Source organism: Metabacillus litoralis (genome assembly GCF_003667825.1).
Classification (GTDB): Bacteria; Bacillota; Bacilli; order Bacillales; family Bacillaceae; genus Metabacillus; species Metabacillus litoralis_B.
Map to the genome: position 1 here is coordinate 2,300,293 of NZ_CP033043.1, position 23,541 is coordinate 2,323,833.

At 36.3% G+C, this 23,541-nt stretch carries 26 protein-coding genes and 1 riboswitch; of the genes, 2 read left to right on the forward strand and 24 right to left on the reverse strand.

Annotation, left to right across the window (positions count from 1 at the left end; translation table 11 throughout):
* Window positions 1-19: 19 nt before the first annotated feature.
* The 3 genes from D9842_RS11415 to D9842_RS11425 all read right to left on the reverse strand — a co-directional run bounded on the left by D9842_RS11415 (window position 20) and on the right by D9842_RS11425 (window position 2,800).
* Window positions 20-1,213 carry a bifunctional 3,4-dihydroxy-2-butanone-4-phosphate synthase/GTP cyclohydrolase II gene (locus D9842_RS11415; protein ID WP_121662647.1) on the reverse strand — a complete coding sequence of 398 codons (1,194 nt, stop codon included), beginning with the start codon at window positions 1,211-1,213 and terminating at the stop codon, window positions 20-22.
* Window positions 1,214-1,242: 29 nt separating this feature from the next.
* The gene (ribE, locus tag D9842_RS11420; protein ID WP_121662648.1) at window positions 1,243-1,890 is read right to left on the reverse strand and encodes a riboflavin synthase; all 648 of its coding nucleotides are present in this window, start codon (window positions 1,888-1,890) and stop codon (window positions 1,243-1,245) included.
* Between the two features lie 200 nt (window positions 1,891-2,090).
* Window positions 2,091-2,237, reverse strand: a riboswitch (FMN riboswitch).
* Between the two features lie 128 nt (window positions 2,238-2,365).
* Window positions 2,366-2,800, reverse strand: a complete 435-nt coding sequence (locus D9842_RS11425; RefSeq protein WP_121662649.1) for a peptidylprolyl isomerase — start codon at window positions 2,798-2,800, stop codon at window positions 2,366-2,368.
* A gap of 200 nt (window positions 2,801-3,000) precedes the next feature.
* On the opposite strand from D9842_RS11425, the gene D9842_RS11430 reads away from it, so the two are divergent.
* On the forward strand, window positions 3,001-3,885 hold the full coding sequence (locus D9842_RS11430; RefSeq protein ID WP_251399638.1) for a DUF1002 domain-containing protein: 885 nt from the start codon (window positions 3,001-3,003) through the stop codon (window positions 3,883-3,885).
* A 48-nt stretch (window positions 3,886-3,933) separates the two neighbouring features.
* Here the strand turns inward: D9842_RS11430 and lysA are convergent, their stop codons facing one another.
* The 20 genes from lysA to spoIIM all read right to left on the reverse strand — a co-directional run bounded on the left by lysA (window position 3,934) and on the right by spoIIM (window position 21,626).
* Window positions 3,934-5,256 carry a diaminopimelate decarboxylase gene (lysA, locus tag D9842_RS11435; RefSeq protein WP_121662650.1) on the reverse strand — a complete coding sequence of 441 codons (1,323 nt, stop codon included), beginning with the start codon at window positions 5,254-5,256 and terminating at the stop codon, window positions 3,934-3,936.
* Between the two features lie 204 nt (window positions 5,257-5,460).
* Window positions 5,461-6,939: a spore germination protein gene (locus D9842_RS11440; protein ID WP_373995104.1), complete on the reverse strand. Its 1,479-nt coding sequence runs from the start codon at window positions 6,937-6,939 to the stop codon at window positions 5,461-5,463.
* Window positions 6,923-7,501, reverse strand: a complete 579-nt coding sequence (locus D9842_RS11445) for a stage V sporulation protein SpoVABEA (RefSeq protein WP_121662652.1) — start codon at window positions 7,499-7,501, stop codon at window positions 6,923-6,925. Before D9842_RS11445 ends, D9842_RS11440 begins: the two co-directional genes overlap by 17 nt.
* A 7-nt stretch (window positions 7,502-7,508) precedes the next feature.
* Window positions 7,509-7,859: a stage V sporulation protein AE gene (spoVAE, locus tag D9842_RS11450; RefSeq protein ID WP_121662653.1), complete on the reverse strand. Its 351-nt coding sequence runs from the start codon at window positions 7,857-7,859 to the stop codon at window positions 7,509-7,511.
* The gene (gene spoVAD / locus D9842_RS11455; protein ID WP_121662654.1) at window positions 7,859-8,881 is read right to left on the reverse strand and encodes a stage V sporulation protein AD; all 1,023 of its coding nucleotides are present in this window, start codon (window positions 8,879-8,881) and stop codon (window positions 7,859-7,861) included. The genes spoVAE and spoVAD overlap by 1 nt, the downstream gene beginning before the upstream one ends.
* A 15-nt stretch (window positions 8,882-8,896) precedes the next feature.
* Window positions 8,897-9,346 carry a stage V sporulation protein AC gene (gene spoVAC, locus D9842_RS11460; RefSeq protein WP_121662655.1) on the reverse strand — a complete coding sequence of 150 codons (450 nt, stop codon included), beginning with the start codon at window positions 9,344-9,346 and terminating at the stop codon, window positions 8,897-8,899.
* 13 nt (window positions 9,347-9,359) lie between these two features.
* Window positions 9,360-9,782 carry a stage V sporulation protein AB gene (locus D9842_RS11465; RefSeq protein WP_121665037.1) on the reverse strand — a complete coding sequence of 141 codons (423 nt, stop codon included), beginning with the start codon at window positions 9,780-9,782 and terminating at the stop codon, window positions 9,360-9,362.
* Window positions 9,769-10,395 (reverse strand): stage V sporulation protein AA, encoded by a 627-nt coding sequence (locus D9842_RS11470; RefSeq protein ID WP_121662656.1) that lies wholly within the window; start codon window positions 10,393-10,395, stop codon window positions 9,769-9,771. The genes D9842_RS11465 and D9842_RS11470 overlap by 14 nt, the downstream gene beginning before the upstream one ends.
* A gap of 187 nt (window positions 10,396-10,582) precedes the next feature.
* Entirely contained in the window at window positions 10,583-11,344 is a 762-nt protein-coding gene (gene sigF / locus D9842_RS11475; protein ID WP_098797198.1) for an RNA polymerase sporulation sigma factor SigF, read from the reverse strand.
* Between the two features lie 13 nt (window positions 11,345-11,357).
* Window positions 11,358-11,798 carry an anti-sigma F factor gene (gene spoIIAB / locus D9842_RS11480; protein WP_121662657.1) on the reverse strand — a complete coding sequence of 147 codons (441 nt, stop codon included), beginning with the start codon at window positions 11,796-11,798 and terminating at the stop codon, window positions 11,358-11,360.
* On the reverse strand, window positions 11,795-12,148 hold the full coding sequence (spoIIAA, locus tag D9842_RS11485) for an anti-sigma F factor antagonist (RefSeq protein WP_121662658.1): 354 nt from the start codon (window positions 12,146-12,148) through the stop codon (window positions 11,795-11,797). Before spoIIAA ends, spoIIAB begins: the two co-directional genes overlap by 4 nt.
* A 95-nt stretch (window positions 12,149-12,243) precedes the next feature.
* The gene (locus D9842_RS11490; protein WP_121662659.1) at window positions 12,244-13,407 is read right to left on the reverse strand and encodes a D-alanyl-D-alanine carboxypeptidase family protein; all 1,164 of its coding nucleotides are present in this window, start codon (window positions 13,405-13,407) and stop codon (window positions 12,244-12,246) included.
* A gap of 76 nt (window positions 13,408-13,483) precedes the next feature.
* On the reverse strand, window positions 13,484-14,455 hold the full coding sequence (locus tag D9842_RS11495; protein WP_257536063.1) for a nuclease-related domain-containing protein: 972 nt from the start codon (window positions 14,453-14,455) through the stop codon (window positions 13,484-13,486).
* 1,046 nt (window positions 14,456-15,501) lie between these two features.
* Window positions 15,502-16,803 (reverse strand): pyrimidine-nucleoside phosphorylase, encoded by a 1,302-nt coding sequence (locus tag D9842_RS11500; RefSeq protein ID WP_121662661.1) that lies wholly within the window; start codon window positions 16,801-16,803, stop codon window positions 15,502-15,504.
* A 21-nt stretch (window positions 16,804-16,824) separates the two neighbouring features.
* Window positions 16,825-17,646 (reverse strand): purine-nucleoside phosphorylase, encoded by an 822-nt coding sequence (locus D9842_RS11505; protein WP_121662662.1) that lies wholly within the window; start codon window positions 17,644-17,646, stop codon window positions 16,825-16,827.
* Window positions 17,647-17,657: 11 nt separating this feature from the next.
* A complete protein-coding gene (gene deoB / locus D9842_RS11510; RefSeq protein ID WP_121662663.1) occupies window positions 17,658-18,842 on the reverse strand; it encodes a phosphopentomutase in 1,185 nt (394 codons plus the stop codon).
* Window positions 18,843-19,041: 199 nt separating this feature from the next.
* Complete coding sequence (xerD, locus tag D9842_RS11515; RefSeq protein WP_121662664.1) at window positions 19,042-19,935, reverse strand: site-specific tyrosine recombinase XerD; 894 nt, start codon at window positions 19,933-19,935, stop codon at window positions 19,042-19,044.
* Window positions 19,936-19,941: 6 nt separating this feature from the next.
* Window positions 19,942-20,169 carry a YqzK family protein gene (locus tag D9842_RS11520; RefSeq protein ID WP_098797190.1) on the reverse strand — a complete coding sequence of 76 codons (228 nt, stop codon included), beginning with the start codon at window positions 20,167-20,169 and terminating at the stop codon, window positions 19,942-19,944.
* A gap of 212 nt (window positions 20,170-20,381) precedes the next feature.
* The gene (gene fur, locus D9842_RS11525) at window positions 20,382-20,855 is read right to left on the reverse strand and encodes a ferric iron uptake transcriptional regulator (RefSeq protein WP_121662665.1); all 474 of its coding nucleotides are present in this window, start codon (window positions 20,853-20,855) and stop codon (window positions 20,382-20,384) included.
* A 117-nt stretch (window positions 20,856-20,972) separates the two neighbouring features.
* Window positions 20,973-21,626 (reverse strand): stage II sporulation protein M, encoded by a 654-nt coding sequence (spoIIM, locus tag D9842_RS11530; RefSeq protein ID WP_121662666.1) that lies wholly within the window; start codon window positions 21,624-21,626, stop codon window positions 20,973-20,975.
* 134 nt (window positions 21,627-21,760) lie between these two features.
* Between spoIIM and D9842_RS11535 the strand changes: the two genes are divergently transcribed.
* Complete coding sequence (locus D9842_RS11535) at window positions 21,761-22,333, forward strand: GNAT family N-acetyltransferase (RefSeq protein ID WP_121662667.1); 573 nt, start codon at window positions 21,761-21,763, stop codon at window positions 22,331-22,333.
* 18 nt (window positions 22,334-22,351) lie between these two features.
* On the opposite strand, the gene D9842_RS11540 is transcribed toward D9842_RS11535, so the two are convergent.
* On the reverse strand, window positions 22,352-23,518 hold the full coding sequence (locus tag D9842_RS11540) for a TIGR00375 family protein (RefSeq protein WP_121662668.1): 1,167 nt from the start codon (window positions 23,516-23,518) through the stop codon (window positions 22,352-22,354).
* Window positions 23,519-23,541: the final 23 nt, after the last annotated feature.

Here is a 23,541-nt window from a genome sequence, read left to right on the forward strand (position 1 = left end):
TAATGTTATATAACCTTCTTTAAAAATGTAGGAAATGTCCTAGTTTTTCAAATTTTGTTCGCAAATACTGTTCATTTTCTTCTCTTGATGGCATTTGAATAGGAACTCTATCTTCGATAGTAAGTCCATAGCCTTCTAATCCAGCAATTTTACGAGGATTATTTGTTAAAAGCTTCATTTTTTCGATACCAAGATCTTTTAAAATTTGTGCTCCAATCCCGTAATCTCTTAAATCTGGTGCAAAACCTAATTTTTCATTAGCCGCAACTGTATCATAGCCTTGTTCTTGAAGCTTGTAGGCTCTCATTTTATTAATTAATCCGATTCCTCTACCTTCCTGACGCATATACAAAAGAACCCCTTTTCCCTCTTTTTCAATTTGGGAAAGAGCTGCATGTAATTGTGGCCCACAATCACATCGGTAAGAACCGAATACGTCTCCTGTTAAGCATTCAGAGTGAACTCTTACTAGAGTAGCTTCCTCAGGGTTAATATCACCTTTTACAAAGGCCACATGTTCCTTCTCATCTAAAGAATTTGAATACCCAATCGCACGAAATGTTCCAAACTCAGTAGGTAATTCAATTTCAACCTCTCGATTAACAAGTTTTTCTCTTCGGTTTCGATATTGAATTAAATCCTTGATTGTGATAATTTTCAAATCAAACTCTTTAGCAATTGTTAGTAAATCAGGCACTCGAGCCATTGTACCATCTTCTTTAATAATTTCACATATAACTCCGCCTGGCTTTGCACCACAAAGTCGAGACAAGTCTACGGCAGCCTCTGTATGTCCCGCACGACGTAATACACCACCCTCTTTAGCTACTAATGGAAAGGTATGGCCTGGTCGTTTAAAATCAGACGGCTTTGAATCATCCTCTAATAACGCTATAACTGTATCTGCACGCTCAAATGCACTAATTCCTGTTGTATTTGTTTTATGATCAACACTTACTGTAAAGGCTGTTCCATGAGGGTCTGTGTTATGAGTAACCATAGGAGTAAGGCCTAGTTTTGTTGCTTGCTTTTCAGTAATTGGTACACATACAAGGCCCCGACCATGTTTAATCATAAAATTAATTGCTTCAGGAGTTACCCGATCAGCTAAAGAAACAAAGTCCCCTTCATTTTCTCGATCCTCATCATCTACAACAATAACGACTTTCCCTTCCCTAAGGTCTGTTATCGCTTCTTCGATAGTATGAAACATGATCATACCCCCTCTATCTAATTATCCCACTATGCAAATCCATTTTCTTTTAAAAATGATTGGCTTATTGAAGAATTTGTTTGCGTTGTTTGCTGAGTAACGAATTTCTTTATATATTTCCCAATCATATCACATTCAATGTTCACAATATCTCCTACACCTTTAGAGCCGAGAATCGTTTCTTGTAAAGTGTGCGGAATAATTGAAATAACGACCTTGTCTTTTTCTAATCCAAAGATTGTTAAGCTAATTCCATCAATTGTAATTGATCCCTTATGTATCAATGTATCTGTAAGTTCCTCCGGTAATTGAAGTTCATAATAAACAGCATTGGATACTTGTTGTTTTTTCACAATTTTCGCTATTCCATCAACATGTCCGGAAACAAAATGACCTCCAAAACGTCCATTTGCAGCCATCGCTCTTTCTAAGTTAACTGCTGAACCTTGTTTTAATTGTGCTAAAGAAGTACTTCTAACGGTTTCAGGCATAACGTCAACAGAAAAAGCTTGATCTGTATACTCTGTTACTGTTAAACACACACCATTAACAGCAATACTATCTCCTAATGCTACATCGTGTAAAATGGTCTTTGCTCCTATTGAAAAGACAATCGCATCTTTTGAACTCTTCACGCTATTAATTGTTCCAATTTCCTCAATGATTCCAGTAAACATAAAGTGTCTATTCCTCCTTTCATGAAAGTGGATCATCATATATTCGGTTACATTGCCTTACTCAATGAGTAAGGCACAAAAAAACCCAAAGTCTATAGACTTCGGGCTTTATTATTTGAAAAATTGATATTTGAATATGTCAAATAAGAGTATTAAGTTCCTTTTTTAAAACAGAATTTAATACACCGCAAAAAATTCGCGCAATTCTTCTCCCATCCAGACTTTAACTGTCGGCCCTAGAGTTTCACTAGATCCACCGTTAACAATTGTTAACGGGTCACGGACTTAGAAGATATTATACCTTCATCACCGCCGGTAGGGAATTCCACCCTGCCCCGAAGAATGTAAAACGAAATATGAAGTTATAAATTTATTTTATCCGTATAATGTGAATGTTGCAATCTTTATGTTTGATTTAAGTTGATTATGTCGATAAAAAAAGACTGTGCTCACTTAAACACAGTCTTTTAAGGCCTTATTCTTCGTACACTTTTACTTCTTTCATAACATCATTTGGTTTAATTTTGTATACTGCTTCTAAATTGTCAGTAACTTTACCAAACACTGTATGAACACCATTTAAATGTGGTTGTGGCTCATGAACGATGAAGAATTGGCTGCCGCCAGTATCTTTTCCTGCATGTGCCATTGATAATGATCCTGCTTCATGCTTATGAGGATTCCCTTGTGTTTCACATTTAATTGTGTAACCAGGTCCACCAGTACCCGTTCCATTTGGACATCCACCTTGTGCTACGAAACCTGGAATAACACGGTGAAATGTTAATCCGTTATAAAATCCTTCGTTCGCTAATTTTTCAAAATTAGCAACTGTTCCTGGCGCTTCATTTGGATATAATTCTAATCCTAGTACATCGCCATTTTCCATTGTAATTTGTCCTTTTTTCATATGATGAAACCTCCATTAAGTATAATCCGTCTAATAGACATGAACACCTACCTATTCTACTATAATCAAAGGAGGAACGCCAAATAGATCACTTAAATTCTTATAAAAACTTCACCTTTAACGTATTGACAAATATAAAAAAGATCTATAATAGATGAAGTAGAGTTGATTTGTTCTAAATTTGTAAGGAGGCATTAACTTTGAAAAAATATGTTTTAAGTTTCGTTGCTTTTCTAATGATTGCTTTTCCATCACTAAGTTACGCAGATGCTGTAGTTGGTGATATGATTATTACTCTTGGAGAGAATTTAACTGAACAGCAAAAACAAACGATTTTGAATGAAATGAATGCAACTGAAGAGGATCAAGTTATTACTGTTTCAAATGAGGAAGAACACAAATATTTAGGTGATTATATTCCAAAAGCAACTATTGGAACAAAGGCGATCTCTTCTACCAGTATCGTGATTGAAGAAGCAGGCTCAGGTCTTGAGGTAAAGACGAAAAACATTAACTGGGTTACTGACGAAATGTATTTAAATGCATTAATGACAGCAGGAGTAAAAGATGCTTCTATCTATGTAACGGCTCCCTTTGAAGTATCTGGTACTGCAGCTTTAACTGGTTTAATTAAGGCTTACGAAATCTCATCAGAAGAAGCTATTCCAGAAGATGTAAAACAAGTTGCCAATGAAGAGCTAGTCACAACTGCTAAGCTTGGAGATGAGGTTGGAGCAGAAAATGCGTCAGCTTTAATGGCAAAAATTAAAGATGAAATTGCTAAAAATGGTGTTCCAGAAACAGATGCAGAGCTACGTGCTCTCATTGAAAATGCTGCCAACGAACTTGGAATTACTCTATCTGAAGCAGATATTAATAGTTTAATTGAGCTATTCAATAAAATGAAGGACTTAAATATTGATTGGAATCAAGTAGGTCAGCAACTGGATCAAGCAAAAGATAAAATCTCCAATTTTCTAAACTCTGAGGAAGGTCAAACCTTTTTAAAACAACTAGAGGACTTTTTCGTTGCTCTATGGAATGCGATTATTTCCATTTTCACGAACAACGAACAAACAACTTAATATCGTCACACAAAAAAGAGCAGCACATTGGCTGCTCTTTTTTGATCCTTATTTTGTTACTTTAGACTTTAATGGTAAGTCATTTACAATAATATCCGCAAAGCTTTCTCTTTTAACAACTAGTTGAGATTCACCATTTTCTACAAAAACAACGGCAGGACGAGGAATTCTATTGTAATTGTTTGCCATTGAGTATCCATAAGCGCCCGTACAGAATACAGCTAAAATATCATCTGCTTTCACCTCAGGTAAAGGTAAATCCCAAATTAACATATCTCCACTTTCACAGCATTTTCCTGCAATCGACACAGGCTTATCATGTTTTTCTGTCACACGATTTGCTAATACGGCCTCATATTTTGCTTGATATAATGCTGGTCGGATGTTATCACTCATACCACCATCAATAGCCACATATTGTCTAATGTTAGGAACTGTTTTTTGAGATCCGATTGTATATAGTGTTGTACCTGCATCTCCTACAAGTGAACGGCCTGGCTCAATCCAAATTTCTGGCATACTAATGCCCATCTCACTTACTTGGGTTTTCACAGCGTCTACAATCTTTTCTACATAGTATGTTGCTGGTAATGGCTCATCTTCTTCTGTATAACGAATACCAAATCCACCACCTAGATTTACTACTTCAGGGATAAACGAAAATCTTTCTTTCCATTCTTTGATTTTTTCAAAAACACGTTCTGCTGCCAAAACAAAGCCAGCTGTATCAAAGATTTGGGATCCGATATGACAATGAATTCCTAATAAATGAATAGAATTAGATTTTAGTACAGAATCAATCGCTTGCTCTACTTGACCATTTAATAAACCAAAACCAAACTTCGAATCTTCTTGACCAGTTGTAATATAGTCGTGTGTATGCGCCTCTACACCTGGTGTAACACGTAATAATACAGGCACTTTACTACCTGCTTTATCCTTCGATATTTCTTCAATTAACTCAATTTCATAGAAATTATCAACTACAATACAGCCAACTTCATGATCCAGTGCCATTTTGAGTTCTGCACGACTTTTATTGTTTCCATGAAGATGAATTCTAGAGGCAGGAAAACCTGATGCAACTGCAGTATATAACTCTCCACCCGACACAACATCTAGTGACAAACCTTCTTCTTCAATTAACTGAAACATAGCAACTGATGAAAAAGCTTTACTCGCATATGCAACTTGAGCCTTTACACCCATTTTTTCAAAAGATTCTTTAAAACTTCTAGCACGTTCTCTAATTAATGCAACATCATACACATACAAAGGTGTACCGTATTCATTTGCTAACTGAATCGTATCTACTCCGCCTATTTCTAAATGTCCTTTATCATTTATCTTACTAGTTCCATGTAAGAACAAATTGTATCCCCTCTTTCTACAGCTAGGCTCTTTTTTATCTTATAGACTATTAATTAGTAAATATATAATAGGCCTTTGTTAGGTAATTACAAGGAAAAAAGACAGTTAACACCAGCTGGTCATTAACTGTCTGTTATAAAATTTCCTGCATGAAATTAAACATACAATATCATAAAAGAGGGGTTCTTTCAATGTCACTTTACCCTATTTTGGCTGTTTTTTTACATTTTGAGGGTGTACAATGCTTGGTCGTAGCTTCGCACCTGGTACAGATGTCCTAATAATGATTTGCCACAGTGCTTTTGCATTAAATGGTAGAAATGGCCATAAGTAAGGTGTGTTTAATGAACGGATACTTGCTAGAAGAAGTACAAATAATGTACTTCCAATTACAAACCCCTCTAACTTAAAGGCTGCAACAGCAATTAATAGTATTAACCTCGCTATCTTATTTGCTAAACTAAGCTCATAACTTGGTGTTGCAAAGGCGCCAATTGCTGCTATAGCAACATACAGAATAACCTCAGGAACGAATAAACCTACATCTATCGCAATTTGTCCAATTAACGCAGCTGCAATTAAACCCATAGCAGTAGAGAGAGATGTTGGTGTGTGTATAGCTGCCATTCTTAGAAATTCTATACCAAAATCAGCAAGGAAAATTTGTACAACAATTGGTATATTTTTTTGTTCATTAGGACCTATAAAGGCAATTTCCTTTGGTAATAAAGAAGGTTCCTGAACAAATAAAAACCATAGTGGCAGTAAGAAAATGGACGCGACAATCCCTAAAAATCGAACCCATCTCAGAAAAGTACCAACAGCTGGTGCTTGACGATACTCCTCCGCATGCTGTACATGGTGAAACATTGTGGTAGGAGTAATAATGACACTTGGTGAGGTATCAACAAGAATCAATACATGTCCTTCCAGCAAATGATTTGCGGCAACATCCGCTCTTTCCGTATATCTTACTAGGGGATAAGGATTAAATCCTTGGTGTACCAAAAATTCTTCCACTGTTTTGTCCGCCATCGTAATACCGTCAATTTCAATTGCTTCTAGTTCCTGTTTAATTGTCTTGACTAATTCAGGATTGGCAACGTCCTTTACATATGCAACACAAACATCTGTCTTTGAACGTTCTCCAATCTGCATAATTTCATAGCGAAGGCGTTCATCTCTTATCCTTCTTCTAATTAACCCTGTGTTTACAATGATGTTTTCTACAAATCCATCTCTTGCACCACGGACAATTTTTTCAGTATCAGGCTCCTGTGGTTGTCTACCAGGATAGCTTCTTACATCTGCAGCAAGTGCATAGTCAATGCCTTCGATAAAAAATAAAATAAGGCCGGCTAAAAGTTGGTCAACTGCATCATCTAATGATTTAACTTTAGAAACGGATTGGTTTACAATTCGATTTTCTAAGATTTCCTTAAACTTTATATGATCTACTTCATCATCACTTATTGATGTTATCTTTTTTAAAATCTCTGTAATGTATTTTGTATCACATAGACCATTTAAAAAATACATATTTACTTGAAAATCTAGTATTTGGAGCTTACGAATTCCAATATCAAATGTCGTATTTAAACCGGCATGTTCAATAAAGAACTTTTCATTCTCAGCAAGGTTTCCAGATATCGGATATTTTTTTTCCTTAGTGTCCGTTGCCACGATATCCGCTCCTTTCTAATATTAATTCCACTGCCTTTAAAGTGATTGGGCACCCGTTTTTCACACTATCCTTCCGCGCCATTTTTCCTATGTCGCCAATCCCAACAATAATAGGAACATTTAACTGATCTAAACAGTACACGGTGTCCCCGCTTATTCTTCCAAGTTCAAGATCTTTTAGTCCACTTTTGTCAACACCGTACTCTGTTAATTCACCGAATCGATCAATACTTACGTCAACCCGTGTCCATTCCGTCTGGTGTGTTTTAGATGCAACAGCAATAATACCAAGCACTTCTATGTTAGGATGCTCCGCAACATATTTTAAAGCTACCTCTCCAGCTCCTTCTCCTAATAAACCACAGTCGTCAAACATGACAAATACAGGGTCATTTTTGGCCTGGAGAATAAGCTGAACAATTTGTGCCCCACTTAAGGTCGATGGATTTCCCTGTGTTTGTGAAATTGTTCTACCACCTATTTCAGATGCTACATATTCAATTGTTCGTGCAGCATACTCATCTCCATCTGTAACAAGAATGACCCTTCGTTTATTTGTCAATGTTTACCTATCCTTTCGGTTTAAAGATAAGTGCCATAATAAATGCGAATAGAATTGCCGCTGATATACCTGCAGATGTTAACTCAAAAATTCCGATTCCGATTCCAATAAAACCATGTTCTTTTGCTTGTTCCATAGCTCCATGAAGGAGTGAATGCCCAAAGCTGGTAATCGGTACAGTTGCCCCTGCCCCGGCAAATTCTATGAACTTGTCATAAACCCCAAAGCCATCTAGAATTGCACCCGTTACAACAAATGTACTCATTACATGAGCTGGAGTAAGCTTTACAAAATCTAATAGAAGTTGTCCAACTACACAAATGGCACCACCTACAACAAATGCCCATAGATACTCCATTAGTTGCTCACTCCTTTATCGGCTCTTTCAAATACGACTCCGTGTGCTATTGTTGGAATTGATTCTTTTTGTTGAATCATCGTTGGGCTTAATAATGCACCAGTTGCTACAACAAATACACGATTTAAATTTCCTTTTTTAAGCTCTTCAAAAATGTGACTGTATGTGACTACAGCTGAGCAACCACACCCACTTCCACCAGCAAATACTTTCTGATCAGGTCGGTATACCATTAATCCGCAATCATTATGTTTATTATGAACATCATATCCTTCTTCTTTTAGAAGCTCTTTAACAATAGGACTACCTACACCAGATAAATCGCCTGTAAGAAATAAATCATAATCATCAGGAGTACGGTTTAAATCCTTTAAATGCTGAGCAATTGTTTCTGCAGCTGCCGGTGCCATTGCCGAGCCCATATCAAAAGGATCTTTAATGCCAAGGTCAGCAACCTTACCTATCGTTGCAGCAGTAATTTTTATATTACTAACTTCTTTACTTATTAAAACAGCCCCGGATCCTGTTACTGTAAAGGTAGCTGTATCTGGTTTTTGTCCCCCATACTCAGTTGGATAACGAAACTGTCTTTCAGCGGTTGCATTATGACTACTCGTTGCAGCAATAACATTACTTGCAAAACCTCCATCAACTAAAGCAGAACCTAACGCAACGGTCTCCATTGACGTTGAACATGCTCCGAACATACATAAAAATGGAAGACTTAAATGTCTTGCAACATAATTTGAAGTTACATTTTGATTGAGTAAATCCCCAGCTAAAAATAAATCAACATCATCTGTCGTTTTATTTCCTTTTTTAAGACATTGTTCAATTGCTTGCTCCATTAATCTTCTTTCTGCTAATTCCCAATTATCTTCACCACAATGAAGCTCTTTATGTTTGATATCGAAACCTTTTCCTAGAGGTCCGTCCGCTTCCTTTGGACCAACAGCAGTTCCACTTGAGTGAACAAATAATGGATTTTCAAATTGCCATGTTTGTTTTCCAGTTAGTTTCAAAATATCCACCTCACCTTAGAAAGATAAACCGTAAAAATAGCGAATGATTCCAACAATGTAAGCTGCTACAACACCGAAAACGATCACGCTTCCTGCAAGTTTAAACATGTTAGTTGCTACCCCTAGAACAATTCCTTCACTTCTATGCTCAATTGCAGCACTTGTCATGGAATTTGCGAAACCTGTTATAGGAACGGCCGAGCCCGCTCCAGCAAATTGTCCCAGCTTGTCATATATACCGAATCCCGTCAACAAAGCAGATATTAAAATTAGTGTACCCGCTGTTGGGTTTCCAGCATCCTTTTGAGAAAAGTCAAATACATTCATATAGAAGTTTTGAATGGCTTGTCCACATAGGCAAATAAACCCACCAACTAGGAATGCTTTCAAGCAATTTAGAAGATATGGTGGTTTAGGCTGATAATTTTTTATTTGATTTTTATAATCTTCTTTCATCTTCGCCATGTTATTACCCTCCTTAATGATTTACAAAATAGACCCAATGAAAAAGTGATCCAGCAATTTTTCCAAATACAATTGCCATTAATAAAATGACAATCTTTTCTCCTAAGCCAATTCTTTTTGCTAATATAGGAAAAACATTCAAAACCTCTGTTAAAGCTGCTGCTAACATTCCAATAAATACCCCGCATAAAAGTCCAATTGGAATTAACCATAGCTCAGATTGAAATAGGGTAGTATCCCTTAAACTAATCCATCCCGTTATAACAGTTCCTAAAATAATTGCCCCTTCATAGACATGAATGTACTGGTATGTCTTTGTAAGCTGTGTTAATCTTGGGATGATTCCAAGTACTGCTAAGAATGCAACATACCCCGAACCAACAACAAGCCCGCCAGATAAACCAATAATGATAAGAATAATACTATTTAGAATCATCATTATTTCCGTTTATATTCTCTTTATTTTCATTCATGGCAACATATTGATCCAGGTCCAGTTGATAATTAAAGATCTCTACTTCTAAGGGGCTTGGTTCTTCATTAATTCTTTTCTTAAACAAATGATTAAAAAACAAGACCATTCCTAAACCTAAACCAAGCGAATAAGGAATTTGTAAAATTAATGGATGTGCATTTTCTTTTCCTGTGACAATTTTATAAATCCGTTGATGAACAGCTCGCATGCTTACATCTTCATGAAAGTTCATAATTGCAAGACCTGCTCCGATAAAAAGCAGGAGCCAGACTAGACAAAATAAAAGTGGAGAAAGCTTCTTTTTTTGGTACATAATTTCCACTATCGTTTGAGTAGCTCCAATTGCCTGTACGTCTATTTGGCGGTCATATTTATGTATTTCTCTTAAAACATGCATAACATCAATGACCACCATATTTTTATCACTTAGTTGAATTTTGTGAATAACAATTTTATTTAGTTTTTCGGTCAACTCCTTATCGCCGACAACTAGTGCAATTTTATCAATTGTAATGACATCGTTAGGATGTACTTGAATGCGGTGACGAAGTCTAATGTATACCGTCTTTTCCATCAAGAGTCACTTCCTAATGATTGTTTTTAGTTCATCCACTTAAATTTATTGATTGTTATATGTAGTATGCATTGCCTTATTTTAATCATGCAGATCTGTCTATAAGTCCAACAATTACCATTGTTGGTTTCAGAAAATTCCAAATAAAAAAGAGGAAAACATTGTTTAATCAATGTCTTCCTCTTTTTTAAACTTGATTCATTTTATCTTTCATTTGCTGCAATATTTTCTTTTCTAACCTTGATACTTGAACTTGAGAAATTCCTAGTCGATCAGCCACCTCAGATTGGGTTTGATCCTTATAATAACGTAAAAAGACGATAAGCCTCTCACGTTCATCTAAGTCTCGTATTGCATCCTTTAAAACCAATTTATCAAACCATTTTGTTTCTGTATTATCTGCAATCTGATCTAACAAGGTAATAGGATCTCCATCATTTTCGTAAACTGTTTCATGTATCGAAGAAGGTGCCCTTACCGCTTCCTGAGCTAGCACAACGTCCTCAGGTGATATATCCAAGTGGTTTGCAATTTCTGCAACTGTCGGTACCTTCCCCAACGTTTTTGACAATTCATCTCGTGCTCGTCGTATTTTATTTCCTAATTCCTTCAATGAACGGCTTACTTTAACCGTTCCATCATCGCGGATAAATCGTTGAATTTCCCCAATAATCATTGGCACAGCATAGGTAGAAAATCTTACATCATATGATAAATCAAATTTATCAACAGATTTTAATAACCCAATACTTCCAATTTGGAACAAGTCATCAGGTTCATACCCACGATTCAAAAATCGTTGAACTACAGACCAAACTAGACGCATGTTTTTTTGAATAATTAAATCACGTGCCTCTTGATCTCCTTCTTGACTACGACGAATTAATTCCTTCACTTCATGGTCTTTTAACTGTGTATTTGATTGATCGTTCTTGACCTCCACATCCATAGCAAGTCTCCCTTTAATTGCATAAAGCTTTACTTTTCGATAAGTGTTTTGTCAATCTAACAGTAGTTCCTCTTGTTTCTGATGACTCGACTGTAATTTCATCCATAAAGTTTTCCATAATGGTAAAGCCCATTCCTGATCTTTCAAGTTCAGGCTTCGTTGTATAAAGAGGTTGTCTTGCCTCTTCAATATCAGCAATACCTATTCCTTCATCACGGATTGTTAATTGAACAATTCCATCTTCTAACGTAACAGAAATGTAAACAATCCCACTTGGATCATTATCATATCCATGAATGATGGCGTTAGTAACAGCCTCTGAGACAACTGTCTTAATCTCAGTTAACTCATCCATTGTTGGATCCAGTTGAGCAATAAAAGACGCAACCGTTACCCTTGCAAATGATTCATTCTGACTAAGCGCTGAAAATTGAAGGTTCATTTCATTTCTCATGATGCCACCCCCAACGTTTGTAACGCTTTATGCTCGTCTTCTTCTAATCGAATAATCTTAAATAAACCAGACATATCAAATAATCGTTTGACTGCAGGTGAAATTGCACAAACAACCATCTCTCCACCTGAAGCCTTAATTTGTTTGTATCTACCAAGAATTACGCCCAAACCTGAGCTATCCATAAATGATAAATTCTCTAAATTTAATACAATATGCTGGATCGGATTTGCTGCAAGAGTTTCCGTCACCTTCGTACGTAATTCTTCTGCTGCATGATGATCAAGCTCACCTGAGAGTCGTATACAAAGTACTGCTTCTTTTACATCAAGTTCAATCGCTAGACTCAAGGTTTTACCCCTCCTTAATTTCTGGATAAGAGTCAATTCTTGATTGAACTTTTAATTTCCTGCCTGATGACAAAACTAGTTATATTTCGTCAACATTAGCTAGACTTTGTAAAATTACCCATTACTCGCTTAAATAACGTCCACCAGCCGGCCTCATCAATATCTTTCTCCGCTACTAGTTCACTTTCAGCAATAACTTTACCATCTTTCACTAGTTGAAGAGCCCCAAGCTCATCGCCTTTTTTTACCGGAGCTTTAATGTCTTTTTTCATCACTATTTCCTGCTCTACATCATCTACCTTTTCACCCTTTTTCGTTAGAACTGAAATTGGTTCTGATGTCATCACATTCACTTCTTTTTCGCTACCTTTACTAACTTTCGTTTTTGTCAGTACATGATCTTTTTCAAACAAAGGATGTGTTTGATACTGACTAAATGCATAATCTAACATCTTCGTCACTTGTGCATTTCGATCTTTAGGTGTATCTGCACCAAATACCACCGCAATGACACGCATATTATCTTTTTTAGCTGTTGCTGTTAAGCAATATTTCGCTTCATTCGTAAACCCAGTTTTTACTCCATCGACTCCCGGATAAAACTTAACAAGTCGATTGGTATTAACAAGCCAAAACTTTTTATCAGTACCTTCACGTAAATAATCCTCATACTTACCTGTGAAATTTGTAATCTCTTCGTATTTTAATAGTTCCTTTGCCATTAAGGCCATATCATGAGCAGAACTATAATGATCAGCTTCTGGTAAGCCTGTTGGATTTTTGAAGTGTGTATTTTTTAGTCCCAACTCTTCAACTTTTTTGTTCATCATATTGACAAATTCATCTACTGAACCCGCAATTTTTTCCGCCATCGCGACCGATGCATCATTACCAGATCCAATAGCAATTCCTTTTAACATTTGTTCAACAGTCATTTCCTCTCCTGGCTCTAGGAAAATTTGAGAGCCCCCCATTGAAGCAGCATATTCACTTGTGCGAACTTTTTCATCCCAGGTAATTTGCTCCTTATCCAGTGACTCCATAATAAGAAGCATGGTCATAATCTTTGTCATACTTGCAGGGGGCAGTTTTTCATCACTGTTTTTATCGTAAAGGATCGTTCCTGTATCTCGTTCGATTAAAACAGCTGATTTTGCTTTATCTGCTAGTTCAGCAGTCGTAGATTCATTGGCAAGTGCCATTGGTGTTACAGAAAGAAGCATTGTTATAAGTGTTAAACACGAAATTATCCGTTTCATTTCATAAGCCCTCCATTCTTTATACATTCCATTTTTTCCAGTAGGAGGGAAATTATACTAGGATTGGTAGGTTTTTTTATTTAGGTTGGTATAGAGTGATATGATACTTTCTGTCACATGTAGTACCAGATGTTTCGAAGGTTAATGATGATAGAAGTTTGTAGGAGGTAGTACTTGATGAAAGATTGGCGAAGTTTCTAAATTGCTTGTTTGTCATGTAAGTACATATAAGTAGGTAATAATCATTTATTGTTTGAAGGTGGGCAGTTTTAGAAGTCTTTGTACACATTGTACATTTCCACTTCCCGCCTGCTCTTATCATAGATAAAGTGTTACAGCCTTCACAAAACACCCCTGATAAAATATCATTTACGTTAATATTAAATTCGTTAAGAATATTTAAAACTGGTTGTGTATGTAGGTTTAAGATGATATTTGATAGCTGACTCAGTTGTCTCTTATTTTGTTTTTTTCTATGATTGTGTATCTCATTTAACCTCTCGATTTCAAATACTATATTTGAACTTTTAATAATTGACGGTGTGTTCCTTTTTTCTTCACCTGTTACTTTTATAATCGTATTCGCATTAGTTATTACAACACATGTCTCTATTGCAAAATCAGGGAGTTTCTTCAAGTTCAACCAATTCTTTAGCTGATATTCTTGATGTTTCACCTGACTGATAGGATCTTGAAACCCATCTACTTTCCCATTCACCTCTCTTATTAGCTGGTTATGCTTTTGATCAAAAGTAAGTGTACCTAAAATGTTTTTAGATTCGATAATAAGAATGAAACGAGGAGTTATGATTAGCACATCTATTTGAAAGTAGTAAGTTTCACCTTTTAATCTAATATCATGGAAAATATAGTAATCCTCCCCTAGAAAGCTTAAGTAGTAATCTAATGATTTTTCTCCTTTGTATCCAGCCATCCTTTTAGAATACTCATTTTCAATTAAAACTCTTTTTGGATGGTCACTCGGGATTCTCCTTAATAATGCTTCTAGCGTTTGAATTCTAATCGTTATTTGTTTTTCTTTAACCATGACCACTTTTAATCACTCCCTTATCTTTTATAAAGTAATTCAATGACAATAGTCGTAATACCTCTAAAATTGTTAAAATCGAATTTTTAGCAAGTACATTAATTTTTTGAAAATGTATCACCATTGGTAATGATATTTTCGGTTTATGGAAAAATTTTTTAAATGAAGATTGAAGGGGCTTTGACTTTTATAGTTGGTGTGGTTTTCTTATTCTAACTCAAGTTCTTTTTACATGGTTTGGTCATTTTTATGCTTGGTCACGTCATTCTTCCGATTTATCACGTCGTTTTTCCTTTGGATCAAGTCATTTTCACCTGCTGTCACGTCGTTTCCTCTTAGTCAGGTCATTTTCCTACTCGGTCACGTCATTCTTCCGATTTATCACGTCGATTTCCCTTTGAGTCAAGTCACTTTCGCCTGCTGTCACGCCGTTTCCTCTTAGTCAGGTCATTTTCCTACTTGGTCACGTCATTCTTCCGATTTTTCACGTCGTTTTTCCTTTGGGTCAAGTCATTTTCGCCTGCTCTCACGTCGTTCCCTCTTAGTCAGGTCATTTTCCGGCTTGGTCACGTCATTCTTCCGATTTTTCACGTCGTTTTTCCTTTGGGTCAAGTCATTTTCGCCTGCTGTCACGTCGTTTCCTCTTAGTCAGGTCATTTTCCGGCTTGGTCACGTCATTCTTCCGATTTTTCACGTCGTTTTTCCTTTGGATCAAGTCATTTTCACCTGCTGTCACGTCGTTTCCTCTTAGTCAGGTCATTTTCCTACTTGGTCACGTCATTCTTCCGATTTTTCACGTCGTTTTTCCTTTGGATCAAGTCACTTTCGCCTGCTGTCACGTCGTTTCCTCTTAGTCAGGTCATTTTCCGGCTTGGTCACGTCATTCTTCCGATTTTTCACGTCGTTTTCCCTTTGAGTCAAGTCACTTTCGCCTGCTGTCGCGTCGTTTCCTCTTAGTAATCTCATTTCACGCTCCCCCAACAAGTAATAACTAAATCAATACATAAAAACCACAGCAATCATAGCTGTGGTTTTTAAATCAACATCTATTCAACTGTAGCATAGATCAATTCTGGTGCTTTTACCTCTTCATTACTAACAGAGATGCTTTCATAAAGGGTCTTTCTTACATCTTCTACGTTTTCTGCATTACTATGAATCGTAACTAGTGACTCTCCTTGTTTCACACTGTCACCAATTTTTTTATTTAGGACAAGACCAACTGCAAGATCAATTTCTGATTCTTTTGTTGCTCTTCCTGCACCTAATAGCATTGCAGCTGTACCAACTGAGTCAGCAATAATTTCAGAAACATAGCCATCAGCTTTTGCTTCTAGTTCAAATTGATATGCTGCTTGTGGCAACTTTTCAGGTTGATCTACAACTGAGCTATCTCCACCTTGGGCCTCTAAAAATGTTTTTAATGTTGTTAAAGCTTTACCGTTTTCCATGACTTCAACTAACATCTTTCGAGCTTCTTCAAGAGAGTTGGCCTTTTCAGCTAAATAAACCATATAACTTCCTAATGTTAAGCAAAGTTCTTCTAAATCTTTCGGTCCTTTGCCACTTAATGTATCAATCGCTTCTTTGACTTCTAGTGCATTTCCAATTGCATATCCTAGTGGTTGACTCATATCTGAAATAACAGCCATTGTTTTACGGCCAACAAGGTTACCGATATCAACCATAGCTTTGGCTAGCTCTTTAGATTCGTCTAAATCCTTCATAAAAGCACCCGCACCTGTTTTTACGTCCAACACAATTGCATCTGCACCTGCTGCAATTTTTTTACTCATGATGGAGCTTGCGATAAGTGGAATACTATTTACTGTTGCCGTTACATCTCGTAATGCATATAAGCTTTTGTCTGCAGGAGTTAGGTTCCCACTCTGTCCAATAACTGCTATTTTGTTTTTATTTACCAATTCAATAAATTGTTTGTTCTCAATCTCCACGTGAAAGCCAGGTACAGATTCAAGCTTATCAATTGTTCCACCAGTATGACCTAGTCCTCTTCCAGACATTTTTGCCACAGGAACGCCAACTGCTGCTACTAAAGGACCCAATACAAGCGTAGTTGTATCACCAACACCACCGGTACTGTGTTTATCAACTTTTATTCCTTTAATTTCACTTAAATCAATGGTGTCACCTGATTGGACCATTGACATCGTAAGTTCAGCACGTTCATTATCTGTCATTCCTTGAAAATAAACAGCCATTGTAAAAGCACTCATTTGATAGTCAGGGATGTCACCTGTTGTATAGCCTTTGATTATGTGTTGAATTTCTTCTTTTGTTAATTCTCTTCCATCACGCTTTTTTTCGATCAAATCAACCATTCTCATATGTCTCTCACCTTTTTTTCATTAGAAATTTATTTTTTCTACAATGCTTTTTACAAGGTTTAAAAAGTTTGCTCTTACTTTTTCAGTTGTTTCTATTACTTCATCATGTGATAATGGCTGATCTAATATACCAGCCGCCATATTTGAAATACAAGAGATTCCTAATACTTTTAAGCCAGTATGTCTGGCCACGATTACTTCTGGAACTGTGGACATTCCGACTGCGTCTCCACCAAGTATACGAAGGGCACGGACTTCAGCAGGAGTTTCATATGATGGACCAGTATTGCCAACGTATACTCCTTCTTGAAGCTTAATATGTAATTCACTAGCAATGCCCCTAGCTAACTCTCTAAGTTGTTTATCATAGCTTTCAGACATGTCAGGGAAACGAGGTCCCATATCAGAATCGTTTGGACCAATTAACGGGTTTGTCCCCATGTTATTAATATGATCGCTAATCAACATAAGATCTCCGGCTTGGAAGTTTTCATTCACTCCGCCAGCTGCATTTGTCACAATTAATGTTTGAACTCCTAATTCCTTCATGACTCTTACAGGAGCTGTTACTTTATCTAGACTGTATCCTTCATAGAAATGAAAACGTCCTTGCATAGCAACAACTTTTTTCCCTTTTAAACTTCCAAAGACAAGTTGACCAGCATGTCCTTCAACCGTTGAAACAGGAAAATTAGGGATTTCATTGTATGGTATTTTTACAGGATTCTCAATTTCGTCAGCTAATACACCTAAACCTGATCCCAAGATTAGTCCTATTGTCGGTTGCTCACTATATTTTGATGTTAAGTAATTTGCTGCTTCTTTAATTAATTTACTATTCATTTTATACCCTCCTATTTCAACTCTGAAAGAAAGCTTTTTCCATGAGCTGGCATTTTCACATTAAAATTATCGGCAATAGTTGCTCCTACATCTGCAAACGTTTCTCTTACTGGAAGCTCTTTTCCTTCTTTCATTTTTGGGCTATATATTAATAAAGGAACATACTCCCTTGTATGATCGGTTCCGTGGTGAATAGGATCATTCCCATGGTCTGCAGTTAGAATCAACAAATCATCATCAGTTAATTTTTCTAGTACTTCTGTAAGTCTATTATCGTATTCTTCAAGTGCTTGACCATAACCTGCAGGATCCCGTCTATGACCGAAAAGAGCATCAAAATCTACAAGGTTTAAAAAGCTCAATCCTGTAAAATCCATATTTAGCGTGTCTTTCAATTTATCCATACCATCCATATTTGACTTTGTTCGAAGAGATTGTGTTATTCCTTCCCCATCATAAATATCAGCGATTTTCCCTATGGATAATACATCATATCCACTGTCCTTAAGCTCATTCATAACTGTCCGCTCAAAAGGCTTCAGTGCATAATCATGACGATTCGCTGTTCGAGTAAATTCACCAGGCTTACCAAGGAAAGGACGTGCGATGATACGACCAACCATATATTTGTCATTCATGGTCATTTGACGAGCCATCTCACATATATTGTACAATTCCTCTAGCGGGACAACTTCTTCATGTGCTGCAATCTGTAATACAGAATCAGCAGATGTGTAGACGATTAATGAACCCGTTTTCATATGTTCTTCTCCAAGTTCATCTAGAATTTCAGTTCCAGAGGCAGGTTTGTTTCCGATTATCTTACGCCCTGTTTTCTCTTCTAGTTCTTGAATCAAATCATCTGGAAATCCATCCGGAAACACTTGGAATGGTTGTTCTATTTTTAGACCCATAATTTCCCAATGTCCAGTCATCGTATCTTTACCATTTGAGGCTTCCTGCATTTTTGTGTAGTAAGCTAGTGGTTGATTTTGCACTGGAATACCCTTTATTTCTCGAATGTTGCTTAAGCCCAGTTTTGCCATATTAGGCATAGTTAGGCCACCCATATGTTCTGCTATATGTCCCAGTGTATCAGCACCAACGTCATTAAATTCTTTTGCATCAGGTGCTTCTCCGATCCCTACCGAATCTAAGACAATTAAAAATACTCGTTTATATGTATAATTTGACATTGATATCCTCCTTTACATTACCTTATTTTACTTTTCCATTTATCATGACATTCCATTCTCGGGAACAACTTGTCAGAAGTCTGACAACCGAACCTTCTCTTCCATTATAAGCTTTAACAAACTGTATTGACAACTACTCTACTAATCTAACCCGAGAAAAAACAAAAATAAAAGCACCTCCTTTTATGGATGGTGCTTTTTATGCACGTGGATGAAATTGTTTATAAACATCCTTTAGCCTTGTTTTGGTCACATGTGTATAAATTTGCGTTGTTGATATATCAGCGTGTCCCAGCATTTCTTGGACAGCTCTTAAATCTGCTCCATTTTCAAGAAGATGTGTTGCGAACGAATGTCGTAAAGTATGAGGAGTTAATTCATTTTGAATATTGGCTTCAAGCGCAATTTTCTTTAAGTTTTTCCAAAAGCCTTGTCTAGAAATTCTTTTGCCATGGTGATTAATAAAAAATGCGTCAGTTGGTTGCTTAGCGCTTATTAATTTTGATCGACCTTTTTCAATATATTCAATCAGAGCTTCCGTCGCTGTCCTGCCGATCGGTACAATTCGCTCTTTATTTCCCTTTCCGTAGCACCTAATAAAGCCCATTGTCAGATGCACATCAGCTAGATTTAAGTTTATCATTTCACTTACCCGAATTCCTGTTGCATATAAAAGTTCAAGCATCGCTTTGTCTCGATAGCCAAATGGATTTATTAATTTTGGGGTATCAAGTAGCTTTTCAACCTCTTTTAGTGAAAGAATCTTCGGAAGATTTCGCTCTAACTGAGGAGATTCTATCATTACCGATGGATCCTGGTCTGCTTGCTTTTCTCTAAGCAAAAATTGGTGGAAATTTCTAATAGATGCAGTGTGTCTGGCAATTGTTTTACTTGACTTTCCTGCTTCCTTTAATTCTTTTAAAAACTCAATAATATGAAGGCGGGTTACTTGATTAAAGGAAGTAATATGTTGTTTCTCTGATAAGTGCTTTTGATAGCTATTTAAGTCTCGTTCATATGAAACAATTGTATTGTTTGATAAACCTCTTTCTACAATTAAGTAGTGGATAAAATCTTTAATTTGATCCTTCAAATATCTCTACTCCCCATTATCAATAAAGAACATTAGCCTATTATACCAGCTTTCTTCTTCATTATTTACCATGTTTGTTACCTTTAAAGCTGCTCCTTCTGGTTGATCATAGCGATGCATTTCTTGATACTCTAAGTTCACCCAAATAATAGCATAATAGAATAAAATCGTAAATCCAGTAAACAGGATAAATACCTTTATCATATCCCCAACCGTTTTCATCCAGCGAATCATGGGAACCTCCAATAAGTATATTTTTCACACGTTCAATATCGTCGCTATTTATTTTGTGTGATTATTAGAAGATATGCCAAAAAGGACAAACTTTATACATACTATTTCATTTTAGATCTGCAACTCAATTTTACTGAGGAGGGCTGGGAATTTTATAGATGATAACATAACTAAAAATAAAAAGCCTAACTATAATAAGTTAGACTAGTTGGTTATTCTTGATTTTCTTCTTTTGTCTCATTTTCTTCTTTTTCTTGACATTTTACACAAATGCCATGAAAAGTTAGACGATGATCTTTAATTTTAAACTTCCAGTCACGCTCAACAATTTCTTCAACATCTTCTAAAAGATCTTCCTCAATTTCTGCAACCGACCCACATTCAATACAAACTAGATGATGATGAAAATGCGCCGCTCCTTCTTTGCGAAGATCATACCTGGAAACACCGTCTCCAAAATTTATTTTATCAACAACTTTTAATTCAGTTAACAATTCCAATGTTCGATATACAGTTGCTAGTCCAATTTCGGGGGCTTTTTCTTTTACTAAAAGATATACATCCTCTGCACTTAAATGATCTTCTTCATTCTCAAGCAACACCCGAACTGTTGCCTCACGTTGTGGCGTAAGTTTATAGCTAGCAGTATGTAGCTGCTTTTTAATCCGATCAATGCGGTTTTCCATAACACTTTTCCTCCCTCGCCGCGTTCCCAAAACCATTATATATCATTGGCAAGGAAAGTGTCCAACTAAAATGATTTTAATGTAATAAAAATAATGTCTATTATATAATAATAATTATTATTTACTAACAAATTCCACTACATTTTTCATTAAAAACGGAGAAGCATACGCTTCAAAGCTTGATGCAACGACTGCTAGAATGCTTATAAACAAAAAGACAGATACATATCTCATAAATAAAGAAAACGGAGCTTCCATTGAGTTTGTTTTCTTCATAAATAGCTGTTTGATCATTTTTAATGTAAACGATATGGCCACAGAACACATGATAATAAAAGCAGGGATTAATAAAATATTTTGTGGCAACACTGTAACAAATGACAGCAAGAACCCCTTTAATCCTAGCTGATTCACTAAAAATCCTACCGTAAATCCTACAACCATCCCTTTAATAAAGAGCATAACTAATATAACCGGCAGACCGATAATGGAAATTCCAAGTATCCACATTAATCCTAAATATTTTAGATTGTGAAAAAAGCTTTGCTGAAACATGTCTGCTGAACTCGCCACTTTTCCTTCTGCTACTTGTCCAAAAAATCGATTTAAATAATAATAAAGGTCCTCTTTTTGACTCAAGTTCATACTGTTTACAATTATGGCACCAAAAATAACTCCCATTAAAAATAAAACAAAAACAAATAAATATATTGAAGAATGCTCTTTAAGATGCTGTTTAATCGTTGCACTAATCGGCAGTTGTCTTTGCATGTAAAAATTCCTCCCGTTTTTCACTTACTAGAGTATATGAGAGGAACCAGTTTCTATGACTTAAAAATGGTTTTCTTTTATAGTTTACTAGGATATACTACTAAAAAATATTCCATATAAAGGATGTGTCAAGAATGAACCCTATTTTACTAGATTTCCCTACCGAATTCACAACAAAACGTTTACTACTTCGAGCTCCAAAAGCTGGTGATGGAAAAGCAGTAAACGAGGCAATTATTGCATCTCTTCCTGAATTAAAAAAATGGATGCCCTTTGCGCAAAAAGAACCAACTCTTGAAGAAACAGAACAAAATATTCGAGAAGCTGTTGCACAATTTATTTTAAGAGAGGATCTCAGAATTCTCATATTTGACCGCCAATCAGGGCAATTTATTGGCAGCACTGGACTTCATCGAATGAATTGGAAGGTTAGAAGCTTTGAGATTGGGTACTGGATTGATACTAGATACAGTGGTCAAGGGTATATAACGGAAGCAGTTGAGGGGCTTATCAATTTTGCTACTAGCGAACTAAAGGCTAGAAGAATAGAGATTAGGTGTGACACCAGAAATGAACGTAGCCGAAAAATCCCTACTAAACTTGGATTTACTTTGGAGGGAACTTTTCGTTCTGCTGATATGTCAGTTGACGGCAAAAATGTTAGAGATACATTTATTTTTGCTAAAACATTTGAACAACATACCTGATGAAAGGGGGAATTCCCCCTATATTCCCGTTATTTTCCCATACGTTCCTCCCCCACCCGAATTGACCTGTAATCGACCTTCTCTTGCAGCAACAATATATTCTGCTATTTTTTCCGAAACAACTTTTTGAAGCTCTGTCCTAGGTACTTCGTGTAAAATATTCATTTCTGTTCCAAACAAATCTTTCAGCTTTTCAAGTGTTTTAGGTCCAAGCCCTGGAATAAATTGAAGCGGCACTTGATGGATATAAGGTGGGCGGGGATTGTTATTTTTGAGTCCGTTAGATAACTCTTTCAAACGTTTAGAAACCCCTTTTGTGAATCTCTCACTTCCACAGCTTTCACATATTGTTGCACCAATTTCAGGCTTTTGTCCGCACTTCTCACATGTTGTTTCATAGTACTTTCCTAAATATGGATTCAATCCATAATTCGCTACAATACTACGACCATTTTCATTTCGCAATGCGTTCTTTAATTCTAAAAAGTTTGGATCATTTAACAATAACTTTTGATATTCACGACCAATTTTCGGTAATGAGTGAGCGTCCGAATTCGTTAAAAAAGGATAAGTATGTAACTCAGCTATTTGATCCGCCATTTTTGTATCAGAGCTTAGCCCTAGCTCTACTGCATCAAACTGATCTGGGTTAAAAACTTCCTTTAATGATTGAGATACGCCACTACCATATAAGCTCTTATGCGGTGTGAAGATATGTGCAGGTATAAATAATCCGTCTAGCTCTTTTACAACTGTTTGTAATGTTTTTCCGGTTTCATATATCCTTTGTGAACTTAATGTGTTGTTGGTTACTCTTTTAGAAAGCCAGATTGAGAATTCTTTCATTTTTTGAAGTGTTGGAAAATAGACTAAAACATGAATTGGCCCTTTACAGCTTTCATCATAAATTTCTAGCTCACTTCCAAGAATTAGTGTTGTTTGCTGAAATCGTATGCCACCACCTTCTAACTCAACACAACTCCCATCCTCAAGAAGTTTTTCGAGAGTTAAAATGATTTCTGGTACATGACAATCAATGATCCCTACAATATCGATCCCTTTATGTTCACTTGCTTCAATTAATATGTTTTCCAAGGTAAGTGACCTTGAAGCAGTAATTTTCACTGGCTTTCCTGAATTTGTTTGTCCTATATGAATATGTAAGTCAGCAAAATAACTGTTCATAGGTGCTAACATCCTTTAGTTTT